The 21,489-nt window shown below is 63.1% G+C and carries 19 protein-coding genes, 1 other RNA gene and 2 pseudogenes; 10 read left to right on the top strand and 12 right to left on the bottom strand.

The window, feature by feature from the left end; all coding sequences use genetic code 11:
* Window positions 1-10: 10 nt before the first annotated feature.
* From ACSUZJ_RS18965 to ompA, 12 genes and pseudogenes are all read right to left on the bottom strand, one after another.
* Entirely contained in the window at window positions 11-1,366 is a 1,356-nt protein-coding gene (locus ACSUZJ_RS18965) for an IS110 family RNA-guided transposase (protein ID WP_499410748.1), read from the bottom strand.
* A gap of 226 nt (window positions 1,367-1,592) precedes the next feature.
* Window positions 1,593-1,835: pseudogene (locus tag ACSUZJ_RS18960) on the bottom strand (transposase); the annotation flags it as partial.
* A 59-nt stretch (window positions 1,836-1,894) separates the two neighbouring features.
* Window positions 1,895-2,763, bottom strand: a pseudogene (locus ACSUZJ_RS18955) (IS3 family transposase); the annotation flags it as partial.
* 63 nt (window positions 2,764-2,826) lie between these two features.
* Window positions 2,827-3,225 (bottom strand): hypothetical protein, encoded by a 399-nt coding sequence (locus tag ACSUZJ_RS18950; protein ID WP_499410746.1) that lies wholly within the window; start codon window positions 3,223-3,225, stop codon window positions 2,827-2,829.
* 203 nt (window positions 3,226-3,428) lie between these two features.
* Window positions 3,429-3,923: a T6SS effector amidase Tae4 family protein gene (locus tag ACSUZJ_RS18945; protein ID WP_499410744.1), complete on the bottom strand. Its 495-nt coding sequence runs from the start codon at window positions 3,921-3,923 to the stop codon at window positions 3,429-3,431.
* Entirely contained in the window at window positions 3,920-4,342 is a 423-nt protein-coding gene (locus ACSUZJ_RS18940) for a Rap1a/Tai family immunity protein (protein WP_499410742.1), read from the bottom strand. The genes ACSUZJ_RS18945 and ACSUZJ_RS18940 overlap by 4 nt, the downstream gene beginning before the upstream one ends.
* Complete coding sequence (locus tag ACSUZJ_RS18935; RefSeq protein WP_499410740.1) at window positions 4,342-4,833, bottom strand: Hcp family type VI secretion system effector; 492 nt, start codon at window positions 4,831-4,833, stop codon at window positions 4,342-4,344. The genes ACSUZJ_RS18940 and ACSUZJ_RS18935 overlap by 1 nt, the downstream gene beginning before the upstream one ends.
* 451 nt (window positions 4,834-5,284) lie before the next feature.
* Window positions 5,285-5,643, bottom strand: a transfer-messenger RNA (tmRNA) gene (ssrA, locus tag ACSUZJ_RS18930).
* A 184-nt stretch (window positions 5,644-5,827) separates the two neighbouring features.
* Window positions 5,828-6,478, bottom strand: coding sequence for a glycine zipper 2TM domain-containing protein (locus ACSUZJ_RS18925; RefSeq protein ID WP_499410738.1), 651 nt, complete (start codon window positions 6,476-6,478; stop codon window positions 5,828-5,830).
* A 260-nt stretch (window positions 6,479-6,738) separates the two neighbouring features.
* On the bottom strand, window positions 6,739-7,446 hold the full coding sequence (locus tag ACSUZJ_RS18920) for an HAD family hydrolase (protein WP_499410736.1): 708 nt from the start codon (window positions 7,444-7,446) through the stop codon (window positions 6,739-6,741).
* Window positions 7,447-7,467: 21 nt separating this feature from the next.
* A complete protein-coding gene (gene ubiG, locus ACSUZJ_RS18915) occupies window positions 7,468-8,172 on the bottom strand; it encodes a bifunctional 2-polyprenyl-6-hydroxyphenol methylase/3-demethylubiquinol 3-O-methyltransferase UbiG (protein WP_499410734.1) in 705 nt (234 codons plus the stop codon).
* 129 nt (window positions 8,173-8,301) lie between these two features.
* Window positions 8,302-9,018 carry an outer membrane protein OmpA gene (ompA, locus tag ACSUZJ_RS18910; protein WP_499410733.1) on the bottom strand — a complete coding sequence of 239 codons (717 nt, stop codon included), beginning with the start codon at window positions 9,016-9,018 and terminating at the stop codon, window positions 8,302-8,304.
* Between the two features lie 399 nt (window positions 9,019-9,417).
* Here ompA and gyrA point away from each other — a divergent pair, with 399 nt between their 5' ends.
* The 10 genes from gyrA (at window position 9,418) to ACSUZJ_RS18860 (ending at window position 21,432) form a co-directional block, all read left to right on the top strand.
* A complete protein-coding gene (gene gyrA, locus ACSUZJ_RS18905; RefSeq protein WP_499410732.1) occupies window positions 9,418-12,033 on the top strand; it encodes a DNA gyrase subunit A in 2,616 nt (871 codons plus the stop codon).
* 181 nt (window positions 12,034-12,214) lie between these two features.
* Complete coding sequence (locus ACSUZJ_RS18900; RefSeq protein WP_499410731.1) at window positions 12,215-12,763, top strand: DUF2059 domain-containing protein; 549 nt, start codon at window positions 12,215-12,217, stop codon at window positions 12,761-12,763.
* A 49-nt stretch (window positions 12,764-12,812) separates the two neighbouring features.
* Window positions 12,813-13,901 carry a 3-phosphoserine/phosphohydroxythreonine transaminase gene (gene serC, locus ACSUZJ_RS18895; protein WP_499410729.1) on the top strand — a complete coding sequence of 363 codons (1,089 nt, stop codon included), beginning with the start codon at window positions 12,813-12,815 and terminating at the stop codon, window positions 13,899-13,901.
* A 224-nt stretch (window positions 13,902-14,125) separates the two neighbouring features.
* Window positions 14,126-15,196, top strand: coding sequence for a prephenate dehydratase (gene pheA / locus ACSUZJ_RS18890; protein ID WP_499410727.1), 1,071 nt, complete (start codon window positions 14,126-14,128; stop codon window positions 15,194-15,196).
* 23 nt (window positions 15,197-15,219) lie between these two features.
* Window positions 15,220-16,323, top strand: coding sequence for a histidinol-phosphate transaminase (gene hisC, locus ACSUZJ_RS18885; RefSeq protein ID WP_499410725.1), 1,104 nt, complete (start codon window positions 15,220-15,222; stop codon window positions 16,321-16,323).
* Window positions 16,324-17,226: a prephenate dehydrogenase gene (locus ACSUZJ_RS18880; protein WP_499410723.1), complete on the top strand. Its 903-nt coding sequence runs from the start codon at window positions 16,324-16,326 to the stop codon at window positions 17,224-17,226.
* Complete coding sequence (aroA, locus tag ACSUZJ_RS18875) at window positions 17,227-18,555, top strand: 3-phosphoshikimate 1-carboxyvinyltransferase (RefSeq protein ID WP_499410721.1); 1,329 nt, start codon at window positions 17,227-17,229, stop codon at window positions 18,553-18,555. It abuts the gene before it with no gap.
* Between the two features lie 65 nt (window positions 18,556-18,620).
* Window positions 18,621-19,283: a (d)CMP kinase gene (gene cmk / locus ACSUZJ_RS18870; protein ID WP_499410719.1), complete on the top strand. Its 663-nt coding sequence runs from the start codon at window positions 18,621-18,623 to the stop codon at window positions 19,281-19,283.
* A gap of 138 nt (window positions 19,284-19,421) precedes the next feature.
* Window positions 19,422-21,098, top strand: coding sequence for a 30S ribosomal protein S1 (gene rpsA, locus ACSUZJ_RS18865; RefSeq protein WP_499410717.1), 1,677 nt, complete (start codon window positions 19,422-19,424; stop codon window positions 21,096-21,098).
* A 28-nt stretch (window positions 21,099-21,126) separates the two neighbouring features.
* Entirely contained in the window at window positions 21,127-21,432 is a 306-nt protein-coding gene (locus ACSUZJ_RS18860; RefSeq protein WP_499410715.1) for an integration host factor subunit beta, read from the top strand.
* Window positions 21,433-21,489 lie beyond the last annotated feature (57 nt).

The raw sequence follows: 21,489 nt of genomic DNA, 5'->3' as shown, positions 1-21,489 counted from the left end.
AAACTCGTTTTCAGGCTAGGACCTTCTGTGGTTGCAGCGCGTAGCCGAATTGTGCAGCGCGCCGATGCAGTTGTTTGATCACCCGGTCACGATATTGTTGTTCGTAGTGGTCCGCCCCGGGGTCGCGGTAATCCATGCCGTATCGCATCGCGTTGTAGAACAGGACCGCAATCTTGCGTGCTGTTGCGGTTACGGCCTTGGCATTGCCAATGCGCCCGGCGAGCCGTCGATAGAACGCGCCAAGCGCAGTATTGCTGCGGCCGACGGTGACTGCTGCAAGCCGCAGTGCCACGGTGATCCGACAGCTGGTCTTCCTTGTATGTGACGACAAGACCTTGCCGCCGCTGATCTTGCAACCTGGCGACAGCGTGAGCCATGAGGTGAAGTGCTTCGCTGTGCGCCAGCGGCTGAGGTCGGTACCGCATTCGCCGATCAGGCGCAGCGCCAGGAATGGTCCGATGCCGTGGATCTGGGTGAGGTCGGTGCCGGCGAGCTGGTACATGGCCGAGCGTACGTCGAAGTTGGGATCGCTCGGCATCTTGTTTCGGTGTTTGGCCTTGGGCAACGGTGCCTCTGGCGCCGGTCTTTCGACGTTCAGTCCCGCGACTGTGCGTTCGATTTCGGCATCACATTCATCGATGCACTGCTGGTAGAAATCGTAGAGTGCAAGCGCCTGTTTTAACGCAAACACATGCTCGGGCTGATAATTGCCGACGAGAGCGGCGCGGATTGTCTCAATGCTTTCCTTGCAGCGCACGTCGCGCATCGCAGCGAGCTTGTCCGGGTCGCGCTCGCCGGCGACGATGGCGCGGATGATCCGCATTCCGGTCACACCGGTAATTGTAGCGATCACATGATGAAGCTGGATATTCATGAAGGTCAGTGCCTTCTGCATGTGTTGGATATGCGCTGCGGCGTAATCGGTATGTCGCTCGCGTGCACGCAGGTAGGCTCTCAACTCGGCAATATCTCGGCCAGGACGAAAACTGGCACGTAGCAGCCCACACGCATGCAGTCGCTGTAGCCATTGCGCATCGTTGACGTCGCTCTTCCTGCCCGGAACCGCACGCGCTTCGCGGGCATTGGCCAGAATGACCTCGAGGCCGCGCGATTCGAGAACCTCGAAAGCGGCGACCCAGTAGACGCCGGTCGACTCCATTACCACGGTTTTTGTACCGGTAGCGACCAGCCAGTCGGCCATGCGTTCCAGATCGCTGGTGAAGGCCTGGAACGTCTGCACCGGCTCGTCGCAAAGATCCGGACTGACGGCGGCAACGTGGAAGCGCGAGCCGATATCAATGCCGGCGGCGAAGGGATGAATGATCGGCAGCCCAGCGGGCTTCGATGTTGATCTGGATTTCGGCATAGTCCACCTCCTGATTCAGGAACAGGACGGGGACTCGGATTTGATCAACTTCCTAAACGGGGTCGCCTGACAGCGCCGCCACAGATGAGTCCGCAGCTTCCCCTGGGCCAGGTTTTTTCACGGGGTCAAGCCTCCAAAAAGCTTACGGCCACAGTCCTGCGTGCATGTAGTGTACTCGCCTGGAGTTTCTATTCATGAGGGCCACGGGCAACCGTGTGGGGCGGTTTTTTAAGATGTCGCGCTCCTCGGTAACGCGTTTCAGCTCGGCCTTCAGGCGCTTCATCTCCGCCTGCTGGTCGTCAGCTTTCTGTCTCTCGGCCGGCGGTGCGCTGTACCGCTTTACCCACTGGTATAGGCTGTGCGAACTCACGCCCAGGCGTGCCGCGACCTCGGTGGCCGGATGGCCACGCTCCGTCACTTGCTTGACTGCTTCGATCTTGAATTCTTCGGGATACCGCTTGCCGCTCATACTTTCTCCTTGAACCTACAATTATAGGCTCAGGAGTGTCTACTGAACTCGTGGCGATTCATCCCGCGCTTTGCGGCCCAGGCCAAGGTCACTGCGCTGATGTATTCAGGGCCGTTGTCGCAGCGGATGGCTTCTGGCTTGCCGCGCCATTCGATAATCCGGTCGAGCGAGCGTATCACGCGCTCGGACGGCAGCGAGAAGTCGACCTCAATGCCCAGGCCTTCGCGGTTGAAGTCATCAATCACATTGAACAAGCGGATGCTGCGCCCATCGGCAAGCTGATCATGCATGAAGTCCATCGACCAGCTCTGGTTGATCGCGGTCGGCACCGTCAGCGGCAGCGGCTTCTCGCGCACCAGGCGATGGCGCGGCTTGATCCGCAAGTTCAGCTCGAGCTCGCGGTAAATCCTGTAGACGCGCTTGTGGTTCCATTTGAAGCCCTTGACGTTGCGCAGGTACAGGAAGCACAAGCCGAAGCCCCAATTGCGCTGGTTGTTCGTTAGCCGTACCAGCCAGTCGGCAATGAGGACGTTTTCCGCGTCCAGCTTGGCCTTGTACCGGTAGCAGGTCTGGCTGATGCCAAACGCCCCACATGCTAACTTGATCGTGGCTGACCGCTCGGCCACGGCCCATCGCGCCATCTCCCGCCGTTGAGATGGCGCTACCATTTTTTTGTGAGCGCCTCCGCAACGATCTCGGCCTTCAGGCGCTCCTCGACGTACATCTTCTTGAGGCGCCGGTTTTCCTCCTCCAGCTCCTTCATGCGTGCCATCAAGGAGGCATCCATGCCACCGAACTTGGAACGCCACTTGTAGAACGTGGCGTTGCTGATGCCGTGCTCGCGGCACAGCTCCGGTACAGGGCTGCCGGCTTCGGCCTGTTTGAGGATGGCGATGATCTGGCTGTCGGTAAAGCGGGACGTCTTCATGTAGAGCTTTCTGTGTCTTAAGTAGAAAATTCTACTTCTAATCGCGCTCTTTTTGTGGGGGGATTACCTGGCGTAATGGCGCCTCAGCTTCGCAGTGGCCCGCTGCAAGTTCTGGTCCAAGTGGTCAAATTTCATTTTCAGCTGCCACTCGAGCACTTTTTCCTCAGCTCGGGCGTATTCATGCTGTAGCGGGAATGGCTTCATCGCGACGACGGCCGCCCCAGCGCCAGATCTATCGATCAGCCGTCGCATCACAGCCAGGCCGAGGTTGTAGCCACGGAATTCAGGCAGTATCTCTAAGCAGTCCAGGATGAGAGTGTTGCCAGGCCAGACCTCGTCCTTGAACAGATGTCGCAACTCAGGAGAGGGGTCTAAGGTTGCCGCGTCGAAAATGGCAACATAGTAGTCGTAAATCTCCTGGGTGGAATCAAAGATATCGAAGACCGAAGCCCCTGCGTTCACCGCGGCCCACACATCGATGTAGAACAGCCAGAAACGGCCAACTTCTACAGTCTGATCGGCTTCGTCTTACCCGACCATCGTGCCTTCGGTGATATAGAGGTAATGCGACGGGTCATTGTCCTCTAACTCCGCCTCGCCTCCGCAGAATCGCAGGACGATGTAGTAATCGTTGATCAGCATATAGCCAGAGCACCTGAGTGATGTCACTTCAGCGGCCAGAACCATACCTCGCGCGATGACCAGTAGCAGCCAGTTGCCGTGCCGTTGATCTCATTTCCGCAACGGAGATACCGGCCCCAACGATCCCTTGACACGATGGCGATGTGCCCCTGGGGATTCTGGTCGCCGTAGATGCTGAAGAAGGAAACAATGCCCTGCTGGCTCCCGATCGCGCGCTCGGCCTCCTGGCCGCTCTTGAATTTAACGGGCTGCCCGACTTGGCGCACCAGCCATGCGCTCAGGGCGCGTTGCCGCGTCTCGATGGACCGGCCTCGGTATTTCCCGGCCTTGATCGGCCATCTGCCGGGGTTGGGGTAGCCAGCGCCGAGGAGTGCAAGGCTCATGCGGATCGCGCATGTGTTGTAGAAGTTCGGGTCGGTGATATTCTCCGGATACCCGATCCAGTGATAGAGCTCCTCTCGGCCGACGCTGTCGGTATCCGGGAAGTGCATCCGCAAGTTGGCATACGGTACCTTCATCGTGGTCTCCGCTGATTTGCCGGGCAGGGCCAGGTCTTGCGCCAGACTGCGACGATGAGCTCTGCAGCGCCGCGGCGGAGCTCGGTGGGCGGCAGGCGCTGTAGCGTGCGCCGGGCATCCGCGTCCATTTCGTGTGGCAACGGGGAGACCTGCGCGCTAGGGCACCACTCCTTGCCCTGGGTTGCGTCGTGCACGCCCTGAATGAAGCCGCGCACTAGTTCGCCGTTCGACATGTCGATGTATTCAGCGGCGATTGCACGCGTGCGGAACGGGCTTTCAGGTGACCACGACACGTCCGCTGGGTCCACGTTACCCATCAGCTTGACCAGAGCCTCGCCGGTCATCTGCGGCGCCGGCGTGCCCGGCTGGGCGATGCAGGGCGCGGCCACCAGGAACCCGAATAGGAGCGACGCGCGCATCACGCAATCCTGTTCGTGGCCAAGTCCCAGCCGCCAGCGGTATTGCCGTTGCTGCCGCCGCCGATCTTCTGCTGGGTGTACTTCCAGCGGACCTTTGAGAATTTCAGGCCAAGGCTCTCACCGGGGAAATCGCCGCCTCCGAAGCTGGGTGCGATGTGCGCGATCAGGACGTTTTCCAGCTCAACCTCGAAATACTTGACCGGCTCGCCGGCGCCGTCGGCGCGCTGCATTTCCAGCTTGGCTTTGGGGATCGTCTTCCCACAGGCGCAGACCTGCGCCAGGACTGGCGAGGCCAAGTCAACCAGCTTGGTAATACTGATTTCGCTGAGCTCGGCACGCTCCGCGGTGTGGCCGCCGCCGGTCGAGGCCGTTGCGCTTTTGGGCTGGGTGATGGACCAGTTGACCGAGGTGCACTCGATCCAAGCGGTGTGCTTCGAGTCCGTCGACTCGCCTTTGATGCCATCCAGCTGCAGGTAGTAGTCCGTTGCCATGATGCCTCCGTCGTGGTGATGGGGCATTCTGGCTGTGTTGTGTTTACTGCAATTTGGGTGAGGTCAATCGTTTTGCAGCCGCAGGTCAAGCGCCGAGCGCTTGTAGATGGTGAGTGTGCGCTTGAGCACCACCTCCATCTAATGGATGACCTACATAGTAAAAAACCCGCTCGGAGGCGGGTTCTTGGACACGGTCTAACCGCATCGGAGTGAATTTTGGTGGAGGCGGGAAAGGCCAGAAATCGCTGCGCGATTTCCCTTTAGTCAGCCGAATCGGAGAGCCCGCGCGCCCGGAGGCGCACGGTCGCTCGCAGGCTCGCTGCTGCGCAGCTCGAAACCCCTGCTCGCCCCTCGTCCGTCCCGGACGAGGATCCAATCCCCTCTGTCCGCATCGAGTATTCAAAAACAAAGCCCCACCGGCTTACGCCGGCGGGGCTTTGTTTTTGAATACTGGTGGAGGCGGAGGGAATCGAACCCTCGTCCGCAAGCACTCTACAGACAGTTCTACATACTTAGCACTATCAATTAATTTAACCTGTACAACGGGGATGTGCACCCTTTGTACAGGCGAGTTACCTTAAATTTCGGAAGCACCCAAGTAACCCGAGTGATTCCTAGCCTCTGTAAATGACTCTACTTGCCTTGCGGCCCACCCCAGAGGCGAGGTAGTGTAGAGCTAGCAGCGATTAGGCTGCGAGTGCGTACGAGTTATCGTTTGCAGTTATTGATTTCTGGGTGTATTTACGAGGTAACCAGCCCTCGGTATGCCCTGCGCTGCTTTGCAACCCACGTCGAAACCAGGTCGCCCCCAGCGAAAGAAACTTCATTGTACTCCAAACTCGTGTCAAGTGCACCGGGGAGTACGGCCTGATGCACCCTTCGCCCCGTGGCGTGACGATCTGTTTCAAATCGTTGTGCCATCGGCGCGACACAGCCTATCTGGGGTGGAACCGCGATTTTTCAAGCCCGGTTCCTTCCAGGCTGGCCGCTGCGCTTACTGGCCGTTACGCTTGGCGATCTCGTTGCCGAGGTAGCCGCCGCCGATGACGCCGGCGAGCGTCGCCAGTTTCTTGCCGTTGCCGCCGCCGACCTGGTTGCCGATCAGGCCGCCGATCACGGCGCCGGTGGCGACGCCCACGTAGCTCGGACCTTGCTGGACCGGTGCCGGCGTCGGCGCAGGCGGCGCGGCGCGGTAGGTCGGCTCGGCGTAGCGGACCGGCTGCGGGGCAGGGCGGTGCTCGACCACGCGCGGCTTCTGTACCACCGTTTCCTTGACCACGGTCTGCTTCACCACCGGCGCTGCTTCCTGCTTCACCACGATCACCGGGGCGGCGCTGCCGGCCGGGACGTTGGCTGCCTGGACGTAGGTCGTCGTGCCTGGCGCTGCGGTCACCACCACCGGCTGGGCCGGCAGGGCGGCCTGCTGCAGTTGGGCGACCGGGGCTGCGGCCGGGGCGATGCCCTGGCCAGCGGCCAGCGGCAGGGCGGCGGTCGGAGTCAGCGCCGGCTGGGCTTCGGGAGCGCTGCGCGAGCTCGGCAGCAGGCCGGTGATGGCGGCGGCGCCGGTCAGGCTGACGATGATCACCGATGCGGCTGCGGCGGCCATCAGGGGATGAATGCGGGTGGTGGCTTGGGTGGTGGTCATGTTCTCTGCTCCAGGTGGTGTTGCGTTGTTCGATGGATGCAGATTACTGAAAGGGGCTGTTACACGGTAGACACTGGGCTGTATCAGTCGTAATCAGATGTAAGCGTGGGGTGAGAACGACAGAGCGTGGTAGCGATGGGATGGTGGGCACGGGGCGCCCACCCTACGGCACTGGTGCGCAGTAAGCCTGGAAGCGAAATGGTTTGCGAAAGTGGGTTGAACGCGTGGACGGCGGAGCCGTCCACCCTACGTTCCTGCGCTCAGGCGGCCGAGGTGGCCCGGATCTCGGACGGGAGCAGCGAGCGCAGCAGGTCGAGCAACTCGAGCGGGGTGGCGCAGAGGTAGTCGGCGCCCCAGGTCGAGGGTTCGATGGCGCCGCAGTAGCCCCAGGCGCAGGCGACGGTCACCATGCCGGCGGCGCGGCCGGCTTCGATGTCGCGCAGGTCGTCGCCGGCGTACCAGCAGTGCTCGGGCGCTAGCCCCAGGCGGCGCGCGCCTTCCAGCAGCGGGGCCGGATGGGGCTTGGGGAAGGGCATGGTGTCGCCTGACACGATACAGCCCGCGTGGTCAAGCCGGATCTGCGGAATCAGGGGATCGGTGAAGCGCGCCGGCTTGTTGGTGACCACGCCCCAGGCCATGCCGGCGTCCTCGATGCCCTGCAACAGTGCATCGACGCCCTGGAACAGGGTGCTCTCCACCGCCATGTTGTCCTGGTAGCGGTCGAACCATTGCAGGCGCAATTCCTCGTAGCCTTCGTCGCCCGGCGCGAGGCCGAAGGCGGCGCCGATCATGCCGCGCGCGCCGGCCGAGGCGGTCGGGCGCAGGATGGCATACGGGGTCGGTTCCAGGCCGCGCTCGGTGCGCAGCCAGTTGACGGCGGCGGCCAGGTCGGGCGCGGTGTCGGCCAGGGTGCCGTCGAGGTCGAACAGGACGGCGCGCGGGGCCGGGGTCACAACAGGGGAAGTCATCGGTGGTCTTGGTCGAGCGTCTTAGTCGAGCGGTCTGGTGCACGCCACCATGTAGTTCACATCGGTGTCGTTGTTGAGCGAGTAGATCTTGGTGAGCGGGTTGTAGCTCAGGCCCTTCATGCTGTCCACCTGCAGGCCGGCGGCGCGCGCGAACTGCGACAGTTCGGCCGGGGTGATGAACTTGCCGTAGTCGTGGGTGCCGCGCGGCAGCATGCGCAGCACGTATTCGGCGCCGATCACGGCCAGCAGGTAGGCCTTCGGGTTGCGGTTGATGGTCGAGAAGAAGACCTTGCCGCCGGGCTTCACCAGGGTGGTGGCGGCGCGCACGATCGAGGCCGGGTCCGGCACGTGCTCGAGCATTTCCATGCAGGTGACGACGTCGAACTGGCCCGGCTCGGCTGCCGCCATGTCCTCGGCCGCGATGTGCTTGTAGCGGACCTCGACGCCCGATTCCAGGCTGTGCAGGTCGGCGACCTTCAGGGCTTTCTTCGACAGGTCGATGCCGGTGACTTTGGCGCCCTTGCGCGCCATCGATTCGGACAGCACGCCGCCGCCGCAACCGATGTCGATCACGTTCTTGCCGGCCAGCGGTGCGCGCGCATTGATCCATTCCAGGCGCAGCGGGTTGATTTCGTGGAGCGGGCGAAATTCGGAGGTCGGGTCCCACCAGCGGTGGGCCAGTTCGCTGAATTTCGATATTTCAAGAGGGTCGGCGTTCGTAGTCATAGGTCGGAATAATAACGGGAAATACCGCGCCGCGAGGTACGGCGAGCGACAAAAAAGCGAGGGATGAAAAAAACCCCGCCGCAGCGGGGTTTGATTACAGCATCCGGCCGGGCCGGATACGGCTGGAGATTACTGCTGCTGGCGGGTACGGGTGCCGACCACTTCGATCTCGACGCGGCGGTTCTTCGCGCGGCCAGCCGAGCTCTTGTTGTCTGCAACCGGCTGCTTCTCGCCCTTGCCTTCGGTGTAGATGCGGTTCGCATCGACGCCCTTGCCTTGCAGGTAGGCCTTGACGGCTTCGGCGCGGCGGATCGACAGCTTGTCGTTGTAGGCGTCGGTACCGATCGAGTCGGTATGGCCGACGGCAATGATGACTTCCAGGTTCATGTCGCCCAGCTTCGAGGTCAGCTCGTCGAGCGAAGCCTTGCCTGCCGGCTTCAGGACGGCCTTGTCGAAGTCGAAGAAGGCGTCAGCCGAGTAGCTCACCTTTTCCGAGGTCGGGACTGGTGCAGGAGCCGGAGCCGGGGCAGGGGCCGGAGCCGGGGCTTCCACGACCGGTGGCGGTGGCGGAGCGACGCACTTGCCGTTTTCCAGTTTTTCAGGCGGGACGCACAGCGGCGCGTCGCAGCCCGGGACCGCGTCGGCCGGGGTCCAGTAGCCGGTACGCCAGCACAGGCCGAAAGGATCGCGCGCGATCACGCCGCGGCTATCCTGCACGTACGCGCTGTACGGCTTGTTCGCCTGGATGTCGGTCGTCAGCGGAGCGTACGGCGGCGCGCTCTGGGCCAGGGCGCTGCCGGCGATCGCCGCCGAAGCTGCGAGCATGAGGGTTGCAATCTTCTTCATATTTTTCTTCCTTTCGGTTTTTATATCTTTCCGTTGCGAAACTCTAGCCATTCGCAGCGACGTATGCAGAATATTAACATCTGTATGGCTGCGTCCGTTTCGCATTGTGAAACAAGCAATTAACTTCTCGTCCATTTTGCCACATACGCTACAGACGCACGACCGCACGCTGCCCATTTGCGGTGCATCATATTTTTCCACGTTGTTTCTGCGCAACAATGCATTGGCAGAGCATGCAAGCTTGACGAAGGTTTATGACAAGCATGTGTCAAATGATCAATTGTGCGGTGGTGGCGGGCAAGGCGTATTGCCTCCGATTTACGCTGCTATGGGGTCGCGCATGGTAAAATCCTTCGCTTGCAACTCATAACCACAGCCTGAAAGCAGTCGACCCGCCCAATGGATCAATTCGCAAAAGAAACAGTCCCAATTTCCCTCGAAGAAGAGATGCGCAAGAGCTATCTCGATTACGCGATGAGCGTGATCGTGGGCCGTGCGCTGCCGGATGTGCGCGATGGCCTGAAGCCGGTGCACCGCCGCGTCCTGTATTCGATGCACGAAAGTAACTACGCGCACAATCGCCCGTACGTCAAGTGCGCGCGCGTGGTCGGTGACACCATGGGTAAGTACCACCCGCACGGCGACTCGTCGATCTACGACACGCTGGTGCGCATGGCGCAGGACTTCTCGCTGCGCTACACCCTGGTCGACGGGCAGGGCAACTTCGGTTCGATCGACGGCGATAGCGCGGCGGCAATGCGTTACACCGAGTGCCGCCTGGATCGCATCTCGAGCGAACTGCTGGCCGACATCGACAAGGACACGGTCGACTACCAGCCGAACTACGACGGCAAGGAAAAGGAACCGACGGTCCTGCCGACCAAGATCCCGAACCTGCTGATCAACGGCTCCTCGGGCATCGCGGTCGGCATGGCGACCAACATCCCGCCGCACAACCTGTCGGAAGTCATCAACGGCGCCCAGCACCTGCTGCGCAATCCGGACTGCACGATCGACGAGTTGATCGAACTGATCCCGGCGCCGGACTTCCCGACCGCCGGCATCATCTACGGCGTCTCGGGCGTGCGCGACGGCTACCGCACCGGCCGCGGCCGCGTGGTGATGCGCGCCAAGACCCACTTCGAGGAATACGGCAAGGATGGCGGCCGCGTGGCCATCATCATCGACGAGCTGCCGTATCAGGTAAATAAAAAATCGCTGCTCGAGCGTATCGCCGAGAACGTGCGCGACAAGAAGCTCGAAGGCATTTCCGACATCCGCGACGAGTCCGACAAGTCGGGCATGCGCGTGGTCATCGAACTGAAGCGCGGCGAAGTGCCGGAAGTGGTGCTGAACAACCTGTACAAGCAGACCCAGCTGCAGGACACCTTCGGCATGAACATGGTGGCGCTGGTCAACGGCCAGCCGAAGCTGCTGAACCTCAAGCAGATGCTCGAGTGCTTCCTGTCGCACCGCCGCGAAGTGGTCACCCGCCGCACCGTGTTCGAACTGCGCAAGGCGCGCGAGCGCGGGCACATGCTGGAAGGCCTGGCTGTCGCGCTGGCGAACATCGACGACTTCATCGCCATCATCAAGGCCGCGCCGACGCCGCCGGTGGCAAAGGTCGAACTGATGCAGCGCGCCTGGGATTCGTCCCTGGTGCGCGAGATGCTCAACCGCACCGAGACCGGCGCGGCCGGCGGCATCGAGGCCTTCCGCCCCGAGCACCTGCCGAAGCACTACGGCATGCAGCAGGACGGCCTGTACAAGCTGTCCGACGAGCAGGCCCAGGAAATCCTGCAGATGCGCCTGCAGCGCCTGACCGGCCTGGAGCAGGACAAGATCGTCAACGAGTACAAGGAAGTGATGGCCCACATCGCCGACCTGCTCGACATCCTGGCCCGCCCGGAGCGCGTCACGACCATCATCAGCGACGAGATGGCGCAAATCAAGAACGACTACACCGAGAACGGCAAGGACGCGCGCCGCTCGGCCATCGAGCACAACGCCAGCGACCTGGAAACCGAAGACCTGATCACCCCGCAGGACATGGTGGTCACGCTCTCGCACACCGGCTACATGAAGTCGCAGCCGATTTCCGAATACCGCGCCCAGAAGCGCGGCGGGCGCGGCAAGCAGGCGATGGCGACCAAGGACGAGGACTGGATCGACCAGCTGTTCATCGCCAACACGCACGACTATATCCTGTGCTTCTCGAATCGCGGCCGCCTGTACTGGCTGAAGGTGTGGGAAGTGCCGCAGGGCTCGCGCAACTCGCGCGGTAAACCAATCGTGAACATGTTCCCGCTGCAGGACGGCGAGAAGATCACCGTGGTGCTGCCGCTGTCGGGCGAAAACCGGACCTTCCCGGAAGACCACTACGTGTTCATGGCGACCTCGCTGGGCACCGTCAAGAAGACGCCGCTGAAGGACTTCAGCAACCCGCGCAAGGCCGGCATCATCGCGGTCGACCTGGACGAGGGCGACGTGCTGGTGGGCGCTGCCCTGACCGACGGCGAGCACGACGTGATGCTGTTCTCGGACGCCGGCAAGGCCGTGCGCTTCGACGAGAACGACGTGCGTCCGATGGGGCGTACCGCGCGCGGCGTGCGCGGCATGAACCTGGAAGAGGGCCAGCAGGTCATCGCGCTGCTGGTGGCCGAGAACGAGCAGCAGTCGGTGCTCACCGCCACCGAGAACGGCTTCGGCAAGCGTACCCCGATCACGGAGTACACCCGCCACGGCCGCGGCACCAAGGGCATGATCGCGATCCAGACCAGCGAGCGCAACGGCAAGGTCGTGGCCGCGACCCTGGTCGACGCCAACGACGAGATCATGCTGATCACGACCGGTGGCGTGCTGATCCGTACCCGCGTGGCCGAGATCCGCGAGATGGGTCGTGCGACCCAGGGCGTGACCCTGATCGCGGTCGAGGACGGCACCAAGCTGTCGGGCCTGCAGCGTATCGTCGAGACCGATCTCGAGGAAGTCGAACTCGAACAGCCGCCGCAATGAGGGGAGGGCCGGGCATGATGCGAACGCGTGTTGTTGAACGATTCGATCCACTCCCGGCCGTGCTCGCTGTTTTACCGGATGCCGCCTGCGCGCACGCCCTCACGGGTGTTGCGGCAGGCGGCGTTTTCATTTCTGACTGACCGACCGGCCTCCAGAGCCGCCATCTGAAAGAGACGACAACATGAAAAAATTCCTCGCAGCATTTGCTACCGTGATCGCCATGGCTGGCGCGGTGCCCGCCTACGCCGCCGCTCCGACCGTCGACCCGCAAGTCAGCACCGCCGTGCGTTCGATGTTCGAATCGATGAAGTGCCGCGAGCTGATGCGGGCCACCTTCGCCCAGATGGAAGCGAACCTGCCGCAGAACATGCGCGCCGGCGCCACCGCCGCCATCAATAACGACCCGAAGCTCGATGCCAAGGCGAAGCAGGCCAAGCTGGCTGAGCTGGAAAAGGCGATTCCGAAGGTCGGCGCGGCCCTGCACGCGCTGTTCAACGATCCGGTCCTGATGGAAGAGATGCTCGACGCCATGGTGCCGCTGTACGCCAACACCTATACGCTCGAGGAAGTGCGCCAGATGAACGCCTTCTACCAGAGCCCGGTCGGCCAGAAGATGCTGGCGACCACCCCGAAACTGATGGGTGAGGGCATGGCGCTCAGCAACCAGATCATGGGACCGCGCATCAACAAGCTGATGCAGTCGCTGGCGCAGGACGGCGCCCAGAAATAAGCAGGAAATAAGCAGGAAACAAGCAGGAAACAAGATCGAAAGGACCACGATGACCCAGGTATTCAACTTCTCCGCCGGCCCGGCCGTGCTCCCCAAGGAAGTGCTGCAGCAGGCGGCTTCCGAAATGCTCGACTGGCACGGCAGCGGCATGTCGGTGATGGAGATGAGTCACCGTGGTCCAGAGTTCATCTCGATCTATAAGCAGGCCGAGGCTGACCTGCGCGAACTGCTGGCGGTCCCGGCCAATTACCGCATCCTGTTCATGCAGGGCGGCGGGCTGGGCCAGAACGCCATCATTCCGCTGAATTTGCTGGGCCGGGTGCGCGAGCCGGCCACGGTCGACTTCGTCCACACCGGCTCCTGGTCGGGCAAGTCGATCAAGGAGGCGGCGCGCTATGCCAACGTGAACGTGGCGGCCTCCAGCCAGGCCGAGGGTTTTACCCGCGTGCCGCCGCGCGACACCTGGCAATTGACCGACGGCGCGGCCTACCTGCACGTCTGCACCAACGAGACCATCGACGGCGTCGAATACGACTTCGTGCCGGAACTGCCGGATGAGGTGCCGCTGGTGGCCGACATGTCCTCGCACATCCTGTCGCGCCGCGTCGACGTGTCCAAATACGGCGTGATCTTCGCCGGCGCGCAGAAGAACATCGGGCCCGCGGGCCTGACCCTGGTGATCGTGCGCGAGGACCTGCTCGAGCACGCGCTGCCGATCTGCCCCTCGGCCTTCCACTGGAAAACCGTGGCCGAGCACGAATCGATGTTCAATACGCCGCCGACGTATGCGATCTATATCGCCGGGCTGGTGTTTGCCCATTTGAAGGCCCAGGGTGGCGTCGCGGCCATGGAACAGCGTAATATCGAGAAGGCGCGGCTGTTGTATGCGGCGCTGGACGCCGACGACTTCTACCAGAACCGCGTGGCGCCCGAATACCGCTCGCGCATGAACGTACCGTTCTATCTGCGCGACGAATCGCTGAACGAACAATTTCTGGCCGGCGCCAAGGCGCGCGGGCTGCTGCAACTGAAGGGCCACAAGTCCGTCGGAGGAATGCGGGCATCGATCTACAACGCGATGCCGATCGAAGGTGTGCAGGCACTGGTCGATTATTTGAACGAGTTTGCGGGGCGGTGAGGGGCCAGCGGCCGAAACCGTAGGGTGGGCACCCCGTGCCCACGCGGAAGCCGGCACAGAGTCACCGTTATCAGGACCATGGGCGGGCGATAGACCGCAGAGTCATCCCAGGTGACACCGCGACATGACGACGACACCGCGATAACAAAGCCAACACCATGCAAACGTTCGCGTGGGCACAGAGTGCCCACCCTACGGATAACGCCAACACAGTTAGCACAACAATGAACGATAAACTCAAACCCCTGCGCGAGCAGATCGACGCGATCGACGCGCAAATCCTCGACCTGCTGAGCCGGCGCGCGCGCCTGGCCCAGGAAGTCGGCCACGTGAAGGCCGAGACCGACGCCCCGGTGTTCCGCCCCGAGCGCGAAGCGCAGGTGCTGCGCGGCGTGGCCGAGCGCAACGGCGGCCCCTTGAAGGATCACGACCTGCAGACCATCTTCCGCGAAGTCATGTCAGCCTGCCGCGCGCTCGAAAAGCGCGTCACCGTCGCCTACCTGGGACCAGCCGGCACCTTCAGCGAGCAGGCCGTCCACCAGCAGTTCGGCCGCGCCGTCGAGGGCTTGCCCTGCGCCTCGATCGACGAGGTGTTCCGCGCCACCGAGGCCGGCACGGCCGACTTCGGCGTGGTCCCGGTCGAGAATTCGTCCGAAGGTGCCGTCAACCGCACACTCGACCTGATGCTCGCCACCACGACCATCATCAGCGGTGAGGTGTCGATCCCGGTCCATCACAGCCTGATGAGCAAGAGCGGCAGCATGGACGGCGTCAAGCTGATCTGCGCCCACTCGCAAGCCCTGGCCCAGTGCCAGGTCTGGCTCAACCTGCATTACCCGGGCATCGAGCGGCGCGCCGTCGCCTCGAACGCCGAAGCGGCGGTGCAGGCCAGCCGCGACCCGGCGATTGCCGCGATCGCCAGCGAGATGGCGGGCGAGCAGTACGGGCTCGGCGTGGTCCAGGCCCACATCCAGGACGACCCGCACAACCGCACCCGTTTCGTCGTCATCGGCCAGCACGCCACCACCCCGTCGGGCAAGGACCGCACCTCGCTGGTGCTGGCCGTGCCGAACCGGGCGGGCGCGGTCTACAATCTGCTGGCGCCGCTGGCGAAACACGGCGTGTCGATGTCGCGCTTCGAGTCGCGCCCGGCGCGCACCGGCGCCTGGGAGTATTACTTCTACGTCGACGTCGAAGGCCACCGCCAGGATGCCGCCGTCGCCAGCGCGCTCGACGAACTCCAGAACAATGCCGCCTTCTTCAAGCTGCTCGGTTCCTACCCGGTCGGCCTTTAATTTTTATTTTCGAGACATAATCCATGACGCAATTCGGTCCAGAGTACGTTCGTGCCATCGCCCCTTACCAGGCGGGCAAGCCCATCGCTGAAGTCGCCCGCGAGTTCGGTCTCGACGAAGCCACCATCGTCAAGCTCGCCTCCAACGAGAACCCCTTCGGCGTGCCCGAATCGAGCAAGCAGGCGATGGCCCAGGCCGCCGCCGAGCTGGGGCGCTATCCGGACGCGAACGGCTTCGAGCTGAAGGCGGCATTGTCGACCCGCTACGACGTGCCGGCCGACTGGATCACCCTGGGCAACGGCAGCAACGACATCCTGGAAATCGCCGCCCATGCCTTCGTGCAAAAGGGCGAGTCGGTGGTGTTCTCGCAGTACTCGTTCGCCGTGTATGCGCTGGCCACCCAGGGCGTGGGCGGCCGCGCCATCGTGGTGCCGGCTGTGAACTACGGTCACGACCTCGACGCCATGGCCGCCGCCATCGAGCCGGACACGCGCCTGGTGTACGTCGCCAACCCGAACAACCCGACCGGCACCTTCATTGGCGCCGAACAGATCGAAGCCTTCCTGAGCAAGGTGCCGGGCAACGTCGTCGTCGTGCTGGACGAGGCCTACAACGAATACCTGGCGCCGCAGCACCAGTTCGAATCGAGCGCCTGGGTGCGCAAGTACCCGAACCTGATCGTCTCGCGCACCTTCTCCAAGGCCTATGGCCTGGCCGGCCTGCGCGTGGGCTTCGCGATCGCCCAGCCGGCGGTGACCGACCTGATGAACCGCATCCGCCAGCCTTTCAACGTCAACTCGCTGGCCCAGGCCGCCGCGATCGCCGCGCTGAACGACAAGGAATTCCTCGCCAAGGGCGCGGAGAACAACTTCGCGGGCTACAAGCAACTGACCGCCGCCTTCGACGAACTGGGCCTGGAATACGTACCCTCGTTCGGCAACTTCGTGCTGGTGCGCGTGGGCGACGACGATGGGGCCGGCGCGCGCGTCAACCTGGCGCTGCTGAAGCAAGGCGTGATCGTGCGCCCGGTGGCGGCCTACGGCCTGCCGCAGTGGCTGCGCATCTCGATCGGCCTGCCGGAAGAGAACGCGATCTTCATCGAGGCGCTCAAGAAAGCACTGGCTTAAATGCTGGGCAAGGTCGTCATCGTTGGCGTCGGCCTGATCGGCGGCTCGTTCGCGCTCGCCTTGAAAGAGGCGGGCGCGGTGCGCGAAGTCGTCGGCATGGGCCGCTCGCCCGAGGTCATGGCGCGCGCGCTCGAGCTGGGGATCGTCGACGCCGTCGCCGACTCGGCGCAGCAGGCCATGGCCGGCGCCGACCTGGTGCTGCTGGCCGCGCCCGTGGCCCAGACCGGGCCGATCCTGGCGTCCCTGTTGCCTTACCTGGAGCCGGGCACCGTGATCACCGACGCCGGCAGCACCAAGGCCGACGTGGTAGCCGCGGCGCGCGCGGTGCTGGGTGAGCGCGTCAGGCAGTTCGTACCCGGCCACCCGATCGCCGGACGCGAATCGAACGGACCGGACGCCGCGCTGGCCGGGCTCTACCGCGGCAAGAAGACCGTGATCACGCCGCTGCCGGAGAATTCCGCGGGCGACGTCGGCCTGGTGGCGGCTGCCTGGCGCCTGTGTGGCGCCATCATCCACACGCTCACGCCCGAGCAGCACGATAGCGTGTTCGCGGCGGTCAGCCACCTGCCGCACCTGCTGGCCTTCGCGCTGGTCGACGACATCGCCCGCAAGCCCCACGCGGACCTGCTGTTCCAGTACGCCGCCAGCGGTTTCCGCGACTTCACCCGCATCGCCGGCTCCTCGCCCGAGATGTGGCGCGACATCAGCTTGGCCAATCGCGACGCCTTGCTCACCGAGCTCGATGCATATCTGGCACAATTAAACGCATTGCGCGGGCTGCTCGCGGCCGGCGACAGTGCCGGCCTGGAAGCGGTCTTCGACAACGCCCAGCGCGCCCGGCGCGCCTGGGGTGACGCCATCGAAGCGAGCGAGCCGCCGCCAGGCCCCGAATCAGGAAAGTAAATGACGCAAAAACACTACCCGCAGCACATCGACCTCGAACCCGTCATGCACGTCGAGGGCACGGTGCGCCTGCCGGGCTCGAAGAGCATCTCGAACCGCACGCTGCTGCTGGCGGCGCTGTCCGAGGGTGACACGACCATCCACGACCTGCTCGCCTCGGACGACACCATGGTCATGCTGGGGGCGCTGCGTTCGCTCGGCATCCAGTGGGAAGAAATCGACGAGCGCACCATATTGGTGCGCGGCAACGGCGGCGTACTGCCGAACGGCGAAGCCGATCTGTTCATGGGCAATGCCGGCACGGCGATCCGTCCGCTGACGGCGGCCCTGGCCGTGATCGGCGGCGACTACACCCTGCACGGCGTCTCGCGCATGCACGAGCGCCCGATCGGCGACCTGGTCGACGCCCTGAACGAGGTCGGCGCCCAGATCGAGTACACGGGCGAGCCGGGCTTTCCGCCGCTGCGCATCCGGCGCGGCCATATCCACGCCAACCGCATCGCCGTGCGCGGCAATGTGTCGAGCCAGTTCCTGACCGCGCTGTTGATGGCGGCGCCCTTGATGGCGCGCGGACATGCGGTGACCATCGACGTGGTCGGCGAACTGATCTCCAAGCCCTACATCGAGATCACCCTGAACCTGATGCGCCGTTTCGGCGTCCAGGTAGACCAGAACGGCTGGGCCTCGTTCACCGTGCAGCCGGGCCAGCGCTATGCCTCGCCGGGCAGCATCCACGTCGAGGGCGACGCCTCTTCCGCCTCCTATTTCCTGGCGGCGGGCGCGATTGCCGGCGGCCCGGTACGGGTCGAAGGGGTGGGCGAGAACAGCATCCAGGGCGACGTGCGCTTCGCCGATGCGCTCGAGCGCATGGGCGCCACCATCACCCGCGGCGAGAACTGGATCGAGGCGCGGTCGAACGGCGTCCTGAAGGCCATCGACGCCGACTTCAACCATATTCCCGACGCCGCCATGACGATCGCCGTGGCTGCGCTGTACGCCGACGGCACCAGCACGCTGCGCAACATCGCCAGCTGGCGCGTGAAGGAAACCGACCGCCTGGCGGCCATGGCGCTCGAGCTGCGCAAGGTCGGGGCGATCGTGGAGGAGGGCGAGGACTACATCCGCATCACGCCGCCGCACGAGCTGCTGCCGGCCACCATCGACACCTATGACGACCACCGCATGGCGATGTGCTTCTCGCTCGCTTCGCTGGACGGCAAGGCGCGGCGCGGCAACGCGATGCGCATCAACGACCCGAAGTGCGTGGCCAAGACTTTCCCCGACTATTTCGAAGCGTTCGCGGGCATCGCCCGCAACGAGCTGTTTTAAAGCATGTCTGTTTTAAAAGCACGTATTAACCGCGCGCTCGCCGCGTAGACCAGGTAAGAAGAAAAATGCCAAATTCCCATATCCCCGTCATCACGATCGATGGTCCGACCGCTTCCGGCAAGGGTACCGTCGCCGCCCGCGTCGCCGAGCGTCTCGGTTACCACCTGCTCGATTCGGGCGCGCTGTACCGCCTGACCGCTTTGTCGGCCATGCGCGCCGGCGTCGATCTGGGCGACGAGCATGGGGTGGCGAACCTGGCCGCGCAGTTGCCGGTCCGGTTTGCCGGCGGCGACATTTTCCTCGATGGCGAGGAGGTGGGGGCGCTGATCCGCGCCGAGGAAGTGGGCAACAGCGCATCGAAGATCGCCGCGCTGCCGAGCGTGCGCCAGGCCCTCTACGCCCTGCAACTGGGCTTTCGCAAGGCACCGGGCCTGGTAGCCGACGGACGCGACATGGGCACCGTCATCTTCCCGAACGCCCGTTTGAAAGTGTTTCTGACGGCAAGTGTTGAGGCACGTGCGGAACGTCGTTATAAGCAATTGATTGGCAAAGGATTTTCTGCTAATATGGACGATCTGCTGGCGGATTTGCAGGCGCGCGATGCACGCGATACTCAGCGTAGCGTCGCCCCGCTGGTGCCGGCGGAGGGTGCGTATGTCCTCGACACGTCCGACATGACGGTCGATGAAGCAGTGGAACAAGTGCTCCATTGGAACGCACTGTTGTAAGCAAGTGTGTGGTGCCGGTGCTGGCGTTTTTGCCGTGCCGGTGTTGTTCAACCTGACCCAGTTCAGGCCGCGTATTGCCGGTCCTGCTGGCTAACCTGTAAATAACCTATGTCTACTGCAACCACCCAAGCATCCGGTATGGAAAGCTTTGCCGCCCTCTTCGAGGAATCGCTGTCGCGTCAAGACATGCGCTCGGGCGAAGTCATTTCCGCTGAAGTCGTGCGCCTGGATCACAACTTCGTGATCGTCAACGCCGGCCTGAAGTCGGAAGCTTTCATTCCTATCGACGAATTCAAGAATGACCAGGGCGAACTGGAAGTCCAAGTTGGCGACTTCGTTTCCGTGGCCATCGAATCGCTGGAAAACGGTTTCGGCGATACCATCCTGTCGCGCGACAAGGCCAAGCGCCTGGCATCGTGGCTGGCTCTGGAAAAAGCAATGGAGTCGGGCGAGATCGTCACCGGCACCGTCAACGGTAAAGTCAAAGGCGGCCTGACCGTCCTGACCAACGGCATCCGCGCATTCCTGCCGGGTTCGCTGGTCGACACCCGTCCGGTCAAGGACACCACCCCGTTCGAAGGCAAGACCCTGGAATTCAAGGTCATCAAGCTGGACCGCAAGCGTAACAACGTCGTGCTGTCGCGTCGCGCCGTCATCGAAGCATCGATGGGCGAAGAGCGTGCGAAGCTGATGGAAACGCTGAAGGAAGGCACCGTCGTCACCGGCGTCGTCAAGAACATCACCGACTACGGTGCGTTCGTCGACCTGGGCGGCATCGACGGCCTGCTGCACATCACCGACCTGGCATGGCGTCGCGTGCGTCACCCGTCGGAAGTGCTGTCGGTTGGCCAGGAAATCACCGCCAAGGTCCTCAAGTACGACCAGGAAAAGAACCGCGTCTCGCTGGGCGTCAAGCAGCTGGGCGACGATCCCTGGACCGGCCTGTCGCGTCGTTACCCGCAAGGCACCCGCCTGTTCGGTAAAGTCACCAACCTGACCGACTACGGCGCATTCGTCGAAGTCGAACAGGGCATCGAAGGCCTGGTGCACGTGTCGGAAATGGACTGGACCAACAAGAACGTGGCTCCGAACAAGGTTGTCCAGCTGGGCGACGAAGTCGAAGTCATGGTCCTGGAAATCGACGAAGAGCGTCGTCGTATCTCGCTGGGCATGAAGCAGTGCAAGGCCAATCCTTGGGACGACTTCGGCATGACCCACAAGAAGGGCGACAAGGTCAAGGGTTCGATCAAGTCGATCACCGACTTCGGCGTGTTCATCGGCCTGCCGGGCAACATCGACGGCCTGGTGCACCTGTCGGACCTGTCGTGGACCGAGCCGGGCGAAGAGGCCGTGCGCCGCTTCAAGAAGGGCGACGAGCTGGAAGCCGTTGTCCTGGCCATCGACGTCGAGCGCGAGCGTGTTTCGCTGGGCGTGAAGCAGCTGGAAGGCGACCCGTTCAACAACTTCGCAGCCCTGAACGACAAGGGTTCGCTGGTCACCGGCACCGTCAAGTCGGTTGAGCCGAAGGGCGCCGTGATCCAGCTGAACGAAGAAGTCGAGGGCTACCTGCGTGCTTCGGAAATCTCGCGCGACCGCGTGGAAGATGCCGGCACCCACCTGAAGGTTGGCGACAAGGTCGAAGCGCTGGTCATCAACATCGATCGCAAGGCTCGCAGCATCCAGCTGTCGATCAAGGCGAAAGACAATGTCGAGACCCAGGAAGCGATGCAGAAGCTGGCTTCGGACAGCAGCGCCGCATCGGGCACCACCAGCCTGGGCGCTCTGCTGAAGGCCAAGTTCGATAACAAGAACTAAGCAAGGGCTATCCTGACGAGGCGACCAGATGACCAAGTCCGAGCTGATTGCACGACTGGCTGAGCGTTATTCTCAGCTGGTCGCCAAGGATGCGGAGTACGCTGTCAAGACCATCCTCGATGCGATGACCAACGCTTTGGCTTCCGGCCAGCGCATCGAGATCCGTGGTTTCGGCAGTTTCGCGCTGAACAGCCGTCCGCCCCGCATCGGACGCAACCCGAAGTCCGGCGACAAGGTGATGGTGCCCGAAAAACGGGTGCCCCACTTCAAGCCTGGCAAGCAGTTGCGCGAACGGGTGGATGCGATGGTCGGGCAACCGATCATCGAAGACTGAGTCGTCTGTCGACGCGCAGACAAAACGGCATCCGCGAGGGTGCCGTTTTTTTTTCGC

Origin of the sequence: Telluria sp. B2, from assembly GCF_051789535.1 — a bacterium.
GTDB lineage: Bacteria > Pseudomonadota > Gammaproteobacteria > Burkholderiales > Burkholderiaceae_D > Telluria.
The sequence above is the reverse complement of the archived record's forward strand: the minus strand, read 5'-3'. Positions and strand labels throughout refer to the sequence as shown.